Below are 7847 nucleotides of genomic sequence, written 5' to 3'. Positions count from 1 at the left end.
TTTTTTCTACTTCATCGCAGCCACTGAGGATTATTTCACTCTTTGGAGCAAAACTCATAAAACCCTCTTTAGCACCGATTTCTAATCCAAAAGTTGTCAAATCAAAATAGCCGCCGTCTTCAAATAATAAATCCATTTTTATTCCTTTGTCTAAATCTTCGTCAAAATCGGGTTAAATGCTTTGCTTGAGAGCAGTATCTTATCGCCGATGTTTAGATTTTGTATGTCTCGCTTTACGGCGGTCACTTTGACTATCTCATTGTGTGCTAGAACTTCTACAACATATAAAATATCGCTCTTTTTGATGCTTAGAACTTCTCCCACTATCTTGAACTTACCGCTTAGGTTTTGATTTGCAAAGACTTCGCTTGGAGTTCCGTCATCTGTAATATTTCCTAAAGCTATTTTAAATACGCGGTTACAGAGACGAAACACCTCGCTTATATCATGACTAACTAGAATAGAGGTGATGCCAAACTTTTTGTGAATCACATGTAGTTCGTCTTGAAGTTTGAGTCTCATGGCACTGTCTAACGCTGAGAGCGGCTCATCCAGCAGAAGCATTTTTGGGTTTGTCATAAGTGTTCTAGCAACCGCAACCCGCTGTTTTTGTCCGCCGCTTAGGTGCTCGGGCTTCATGGAACTTAGATTTTCTATCTCCATCATCTGTAAAATCTCATCTACTTTTTTGCTCTCTTTTTTATCATTTAGAGCAAACTCAAGATTTTGTCTAACACTCATATTAGGAAATAGCGCATAGTCTTGAAATACAAAGCCCACGTTTCTTTTTTGCGGTGGCAGATTTATCCTTTTTGAGCTGTCAAACCACACAACATCGTCGACGATTATCGTTCCGCTTTGAGGCATCTCAAGCCCTGCAATGATTCTTAGAAGCGTAGTTTTTCCGCTTCCGCTTTTTCCAAAGAGAGTCAAAAAATCACCGCTCTTTATCTCTTTGTCAACTCTTAAATCTATCGTCCCGTCTGCCGTGTGGAGCGGTTTTGTTATGTTTATACGTATCATTTAAACTCACTTCTTACCATAGATTTATTGATGGCATAGACAAAGAGTAAAATCGCAAAAGAGATAATAAATAGCGTAAGAGCATACTGATTTGCAAGTCCATAGTTAAGAGCTTCCACTTCATCGTATATGGCGATACTTGCCACCTTTGTCTCCCCTGCGATATTTCCGCCTATCATTAAAACCACTCCAAACTCTCCTACAGTGTGCGCAAAAGTGATGACCATCCCTGTAAGAAGAGATGGTTTCATATTTGGCAGAAGAACCCAGAAGATGGTTTGCAGTTTGCTCTTGCCCAAGATATAAGATGCTTCCTGAAGCGATTTGCTAAGTGCAGAAAAGCCGCTTTGAATAGGATGAACCATAAAAGGCAAGCTGAAGATTATAGAAGCTAGTACAAGCCCCTCAAAACTAAATACAAGCCGAAGGTCAAAGCTCTCATCCAACCAAGCGCCAAAAGAGTTTTTTGGACTAAATGCCAAAAGCAAGTAAAATCCAAGCACGGACGGAGGCAGAACAAGCGGCATAGATACTATCGCTTCAAGTGAGGGTTTGAATTTTGACTTTGTTTGGGAGAGGTAGTATCCCAAAGGAATGCCGACACATAGGAGTATTAGCGTAGTAACCCCCGCAAGCTCAAAAGTAAGCTTCATTGTCTGAAAAAAAGATTCATCCATATTTGTACTCTTTTATACTAAATTTATGTAAAATTAATCATTTTACTTTTGTAAACCCATACTTCTCAAAACTGTTTTGCGCGGTCTCTGAGAGTAGAAAGTCACCGAACTTTTGAGCCAAAGGCTTCTTTTTTGCATGTTTTGTCAAAACAAATGCTTGTCTCATGGGGGAGTATTTACTTTGGTCTATGAGTTGATATTCACTCTCTTTTTTTGTTGTTTTGATAAGGGAAAATGCTACAAGACCGATGTCTGCGGCTCCGCTATCTACAAACTGAACACTTTGGGCGATATTGTCTCCAAGGACAAGCTTCTCTTTTGCCGCATCCTCTAAAGCGTAGTTTTTAAGGATCTCCATTGCAGCGGCTCCGTAAGGGGCGAGCCTGGGGTTTGCTATGGAGAGATGTTTTACTTTTTTATCTTTTATAGATTCAAGTCCTTTTTTTACTATCTCTTCATCATGACTAAAAAGTGCGACCGCTCCCATCGCATAGACTAACGGCTCTGTTATCGCATTGCCGTCGCTGGCTATTTTTTGAGGATATTTGCTATCTGCAGCTATAAAAATATCATACTCAAACCCGTTTGTAAACTGTGCATAGGCTTTGCCCGTAGCAGAGTAGATTATTACAATCTCATCTTTTGGGTTGTGCTTTTTAAACTCCTCGGCTATCTCTTGCATAGCGAGTTTTGTACTGCTTGCCGCAAACACCTTGATAGCGTCCGCAGACAAACTCATACTTAAAATCATTAAACCTAAGATTATTTTTTTCATCTTTAATCCTTAAAATAGATAGTTCAGCTCAAAACGAGCATCCAACGAATCTGCATCGGTTTTTTCTGTATCTGTATATCCTAGTCTTAAACGCCATTGCAAATCGATAAAAGAGGGTATATTTTGAATAAATCCCACGTAGTAGAAGTTTTCATCAAACTGTCCTTTTGATTCATCTGCATCTGTATGAAGAATGGAGAGCTGAGTAACTATATCATTATACGCTCCCGCTTGAGTGCCGTTAATCATCAGCTCTGCGCGGTAACTTTTAGTGTTTGCTACCCAGTTGTATCTTGCCATGGAGCGCGTATAGCCTGCGGTGGGAAATCCTCTCCATGGAGTCACTAAATCTGCCTCATCAAAGACTTGTGAATAGCCCAAATTTAATTTTAAATTTTTATAAACTCCTACCAAACGAGCCGCTATCATCTGAGAATCAAGCGAAGCAGGGTCTTTATATCCAGTTGTAGTACCGTTGTAAGCTGCTCCGCCGACGCTTCCTGCTCCGTTATCAAACTGTTTTATGTATCTGACTCCGGGAGAGAGCGTAAAGCCGTCAAATTTCATTTTGTAGTTAAGCTCTCCCATTGCTTGGCTTAAAAGTTCCGGTACATTATAAAAAGAGACATTTATAGTGAGGTTTTCTACGGATTTGTTTTGGATATCTCCTGTTATTAGAGGTGCGTCGGTATCTTTACCTGCAGCCTTTAGAGCCGTATATGACAACTCTTTGTGCATAGCCGAGTCGTCATTGCCGTTCCATGTAGAAAAAGACGGCGTATTTGAGTCGTCATACATCAAAACGGAGTGTGAAGAGGTATGGTCTCTTAGCTTCTGTTTTGTCAAGTACGCGATTTTTACGCTTGTCTGCGGAAGAGATTTGTTCTCAATTAAAGCGCCGTCAAAAGTGTTGGGAATCATCTTGGTATCGTTTGACTTTGTATAAAAAGTCTCTACAAGCTGACGACCTAAGCGAATTTCTGTTTTTGGCAGACCTTTATAACTGACATAAGCCTGACCTAAGACCGCCATGGATTTATTGCCGCTTGTGGCAAAATCGTATCGGCTAAGCAGATCTTTGCCCGGTTTTAATCTAGCTACCGGATTATCATCCTCATCAAAAAAGGCTTTTGAGTAGTAAAGACCTGCAGTAAAATCCACACCGCCCAGAGTCGCTGTTTTGTAGACAAGAGAGCCGCCTATAGCCGTTATAATATGAGAATTTTGAGAAGCTGTCTCTTTTTCCCAGTCGTAAAGAAAAGTGTTTGAACGAAGCCTGCCGTAAAATATCCCTTCTTGAAACATATCCGCTAAATTATCTACGGACTTTGGTTTTGTATTGTAACTCTCTTGATAGTTCGCTTTTAGAGTATGTTTTGAGAGACTCTCATCCGCGTTTAATGCACATGTTACGAGCAATACAACAACCGCAGCAGTGCTGAGTTTTGTGTTAATTTTCATAAATTTTCCTTTAATGTAATTTTAATTTGTTATACTTTTATCGCTTCTTCCAAAGCACTTGTCTTGCAGTTAGCGCTGCAAGGCTTTTAGTTTTTATTTCTCATTTGACCTCCAACTTTTAATTTTCGTAATATTAAAAAATCCATAACGATAATTTTTTACCATCTGCCTAAGATAATGCTTTTTGGTTTACAAAAAGCGCTCACCTGCATCCCGCTTTTTAGATTTAATCTCTTAAGCATCTCTATAGGCAGAGTCGAGCATACCGTGTTACCGCCTTTTAGTTCAATGATAACCTCTGCATTTAAACTATCATGCTCTATTCGGACAATTTTTCCTATAAAACTGTTCATGTCGTTTTTATCAGGTGAAAATTCATCATTTAAAATCAGAGCGTTTGCTTTAAAGAGTGCATACAGCTCCATGCCTACATCAATTTCAAGAGTAGTTAGTGAATCATTTGTAATTACGGCTGTTATACTCTCTTTGTTGCCCAGTTCAAGGAAGACTATGCTCTCAACAACACCTCTTTGAATACTTAAAACTTTTGTCTTTAGCTGATTTCTTGCACTTATACGAATATCCATACTCTTTAAAAGATGGATATGCCCGTTTTTTTCACTTATGCGTTTTGATAGATTGTCTAAAAATTGTTGATGCTCTTCTTGAAGGATTTTGTAGGTGTCTATAAGCTCTTTTGCATACTCACTAAGGTGTGTTCCGCCGCCGCCTTTGCCGCCTTTAGAGCTCGTAACCAGCGGAAACTCCGAGAGGTTGTTCATGGCATCTACTGAGTCCCATGCAGCTTTGTAGCTCATCTTCATAGATTTAGCAGCTTTTGTTATGGAACCCTCTTTTTGGATGTGCATCAAAAGCTCCATGCGCCCTTGTCCAAGAAAGTTGTGTTCAGATTTGTTTATCCATAAACGACCGTTAACGTTGTTTTGCATGATTATCCCTAATTAAGCTTGAAACCGTAGTATATTAAAATATATAACGCTTGTCAAATAGATTTAGGGAAATCATACATGCGTATTAAGCATGTATGATTTTTTTAAAATGGCAGCAGATTTTTAATAGAATCCGTAGCGGATTTTGTACCAAGAGAGGTTGACTCAGCGAGTAGTTTCTCAAGTGCTCCGCTTTGTGAGCCGACTAAAGAGTTAATGTCAGGCACTCCCGAAGCAGAAGCAGTTACATCTTTGAGCTGATCTTGCATCTTCTCATTTAGCATCGTCTGCAGCTGGGCTTCATATTTTTTCGCCTCTTTTGCAAAAACATTGCTGAGAGCACGCGATATTTTTTTGTCCAGATCGGTTTCAACGTATAGAGCAGGAGAGTCAAGCGAGCCTATTGCATCTGTTTTTACATAAAAACTCTTTACCTCTGAGAGTGTAGAGTTTACGATATCTGCATATTTTTCATCAAGTCCATCAATAGAGATAGCGGCATTTTTAAAATCAAGGCTGCTTTTTAGCTCCAATTTTGACAAGCCGTAGATATCGGCACTCCCCTGAAGTGCAATATCACTTTTTTTAAGAGTCAGCGAAGAGAGAGCAAGGTTGTCAAGAGGCACTCTTTTTGCGCTAAAAGAGACGGATTCATGAGCCTCTTTGCCAAGTCTGTCATCTTTGCCATCAAGGACAAACTTCTCTACAACGTCTCCATCACTTGTGACTTTAAAAGTGGTCACTTTTCCAAGAAGCTTTTGGTTGTCAGCTATGTTGTTTATTACACCGGTAAAATCTTGGGTTTTAAACTTCCCGCCCAAGTCAACTTTTGCCACATAGATGTCGGGAGACGGAACCTCTTCTTTGAATTTTATCCATCTTCCCTCTCCTCGCGGAGGTTTTGGCGGCTCAATTTTTGCTTCGCTTTTCATATAAGGCTCTGCAAGTGTGTAATATTTTTTTGCCAATGATATGTAGTGTTTTATCTTCTCGCCAAAGAGAGTGCCTACGACATTAATTGCGCCGCTGCTATCGAGTGAATAAGCACTTTTTAGATTGTTATAATCATTCTTGGGAGCATTTTTTATCTCACTTATAAGTTCGGATATGCGTGCTTTATCATCCGCGAAATCCTTTTTGATAGATGCCAGTTTCTCTTTATGGGCATCTATCTTCTTCTTAAATGCCGTAATGTCATCTTTTAGTTTTAAGAGCTGTGCAGGGTCTTTTGATTTTGAAGCCGACTTTATGGCATCAAGATCTTTTTTATACTCATCTAGTTTATTTGAACTAAGCTCTTCTTTGGATACTTTTTGCCATTTTGTCTTTATCTCATCTATCTCTTTTTGAGCCTTGTTGTAGGCTTTTAGAGATTTAAGATCAGCACTTGCCAGAAGCTCTTTTGGAGTCGGCAGTTTAATATCAGGCATTGCAAAAGAGGATGAGTCTGAAGCCGCTGAGGTTGTCTCCTCTTTTGCAGATGAGGGTTTTGGATTTGAGCTTGGTGTGTCAAAGCCGATGCCTGTCACTTGAACAAGCTCCATATGTGTTTTTCTTAAAAGAAGCGCGTTGAAATCGAGATCGGCTAAGATATTTTGGATGCTTACGCTGTTTGTTTTACCGTTTTCATCCTGCACCTCAAGATTGGTGATTTGTAAAGACGCATCTCCAAAACTACTCTTAACCTCTTTAATAAGCACATCTTTGCCCGTTGCGCTTGAGAGCCCTTTTTCTAGCGTAAATTTTATAACCGGGTCTATTACAAGCATACCGACTGCAAGAACCAAAGCAGTGACTACGGCAAATACGCCTACGCCAATTATGCGAAAAGTGCTATCTTTTTTATCGCTTTTTTTAAGAATACCGAGCTTTGCCAAAATCGGGTATCTGTCTATATAGAGAACTATTTTAGCGCGGGAAGTATCTATCACTCTGTTTAAGATGATATACATAGGAAGTGCGAGGAGAATGGCTACAACAAATGAGCCTAGAACGATGGTATTGTTGAAGTAGGTAAGGCGCATAATCCCGCTGTTATACATTGCAGTCCACAGCCCTTGGAGCCCATCCGCATTAAGAAGCATATATCCGAAGGATTCAAAAAGCGGGTCAAAAATATATCCGACACCTGCAAAAAATGCACCGGAAACCAAAAAAAGACCAAAATGGATATTGATAAGCAGTGCCAAAAAGAGGATGAGAAGAGTTTGAACCCCGCTTAGAGGAGTCAGTCCCATAATCATTCCCAGAACAAGCGCCAACGTCACCTGCCATGGGGTCTGTCCAGAGTTTAGCGCTTTAAATAGCTTTTTTATAAAATTCATGCTCTTGCCTTCTTTACAGAGAATTTATTTGTTAGTTTAGCACACTTCTTTTTTTTTGTCGATAAGGGACAGTGGCAAGAATAGTTTATAAAACAAAGCAAAACAAAAGCCAAATTTAAGTAGAATTCGCGCAGTTATAGATAAAGGAAGTGCATGGCTAACAAACGGGTTTTAGTTAAGTTTTCAGGTGAAGCTCTTGCAGGAGAAGCGGGTCATGGAATTGACACGAAGATTCTAAACTATATATCACAAGAGATAAAGTCGCTTGTAAATGCCGGTATCGAGGTCGGAATCGTTATCGGAGGCGGCAATATTGTTCGCGGAGTTACCGCTGCACAAGATGGAATTATTAAAAGAACTTCCGGTGATTATATGGGGATGCTAGCTACCGTGATAAACGGGATCGCGATGCAGGAGGCTTGTGAACATGCTGGCTTGGAAGTTCGCATGCAGACTGCTATTAAGATGGAGCAGATCGCTGAGCCTTATATAAATCGCCGCGCTGTTCGTCATTTAGAAAAAGGGCGTGTTGTTATTTTTGCAGCGGGAACTGGAAATCCATTTTTTACTACAGATACGGCGGCAACTCTAAGAGCAGTTGAAATCGGCGCAGAGGTCATAATAAAAGCAACAAAGG

The 7847-nt window shown here is 40.0% G+C and carries 7 protein-coding genes; 1 reads left to right on the top strand and 6 read right to left on the bottom strand.

From position 1 onward, the window contains the following. Nucleotides 1-150: 150 nt before the first annotated feature. The 6 genes from RQ763_RS07300 to RQ763_RS07275 all read right to left on the bottom strand — a co-directional run bounded on the left by RQ763_RS07300 (nucleotide 151) and on the right by RQ763_RS07275 (nucleotide 7210). Nucleotides 151-1023: a sulfate/molybdate ABC transporter ATP-binding protein gene (locus RQ763_RS07300; RefSeq protein ID WP_314152077.1), complete on the bottom strand. Its 873-nt coding sequence runs from the start codon at nucleotides 1021-1023 to the stop codon at nucleotides 151-153. Next, nucleotides 1020-1700, bottom strand: a complete 681-nt coding sequence (gene modB / locus RQ763_RS07295) for a molybdate ABC transporter permease subunit (RefSeq protein WP_314152076.1) — start codon at nucleotides 1698-1700, stop codon at nucleotides 1020-1022. Before modB ends, RQ763_RS07300 begins: the two co-directional genes overlap by 4 nt. A gap of 37 nt (nucleotides 1701-1737) precedes the next feature. Further along, complete coding sequence (gene modA, locus RQ763_RS07290) at nucleotides 1738-2475, bottom strand: molybdate ABC transporter substrate-binding protein (protein ID WP_314152075.1); 738 nt, start codon at nucleotides 2473-2475, stop codon at nucleotides 1738-1740. A 9-nt stretch (nucleotides 2476-2484) separates the two neighbouring features. Then, entirely contained in the window at nucleotides 2485-3936 is a 1452-nt protein-coding gene (locus tag RQ763_RS07285) for an OprD family outer membrane porin (RefSeq protein WP_314152074.1), read from the bottom strand. A 158-nt stretch (nucleotides 3937-4094) separates the two neighbouring features. Then, nucleotides 4095-4886 carry a TOBE domain-containing protein gene (locus tag RQ763_RS07280; protein WP_314152073.1) on the bottom strand — a complete coding sequence of 264 codons (792 nt, stop codon included), beginning with the start codon at nucleotides 4884-4886 and terminating at the stop codon, nucleotides 4095-4097. Between the two features lie 104 nt (nucleotides 4887-4990). Next, entirely contained in the window at nucleotides 4991-7210 is a 2220-nt protein-coding gene (locus RQ763_RS07275; RefSeq protein ID WP_314152072.1) for a TIGR03545 family protein, read from the bottom strand. A gap of 153 nt (nucleotides 7211-7363) precedes the next feature. On the opposite strand from RQ763_RS07275, the gene RQ763_RS07270 reads away from it, so the two are divergent. Further along, nucleotides 7364-7847: uridine monophosphate kinase (locus tag RQ763_RS07270; RefSeq protein ID WP_314152071.1), on the top strand; the 484-nt coding region annotated here is incomplete at its 3' end.

The organism is Sulfurimonas sp. (assembly GCF_032250635.1).
Classification (GTDB): domain Bacteria; phylum Campylobacterota; class Campylobacteria; order Campylobacterales; family Sulfurimonadaceae; genus Sulfurimonas.
Note: the sequence above shows the minus strand (reverse complement) of the source record. Positions and strands in the feature narration are given on the sequence as shown.

Coding starts and splice junctions, on each gene's coding strand:
- modA (WP_314152075.1), bottom strand. CDS start 2,475: ATGAAAAAAATAATCTTAGGTTTAATGATTTTAAGTATGAGTTTGTCT.
- modB (WP_314152076.1), bottom strand. CDS start 1,700: ATGGATGAATCTTTTTTTCAGACAATGAAGCTTACTTTTGAGCTTGCG.
- RQ763_RS07280 (WP_314152073.1), bottom strand. CDS start 4,886: ATGCAAAACAACGTTAACGGTCGTTTATGGATAAACAAATCTGAACAC.
- RQ763_RS07285 (WP_314152074.1), bottom strand. CDS start 3,936: ATGAAAATTAACACAAAACTCAGCACTGCTGCGGTTGTTGTATTGCTC.
- RQ763_RS07300 (WP_314152077.1), bottom strand. CDS start 1,023: ATGATACGTATAAACATAACAAAACCGCTCCACACGGCAGACGGGACG.
- RQ763_RS07275 (WP_314152072.1), bottom strand. CDS start 7,210: ATGAATTTTATAAAAAAGCTATTTAAAGCGCTAAACTCTGGACAGACC.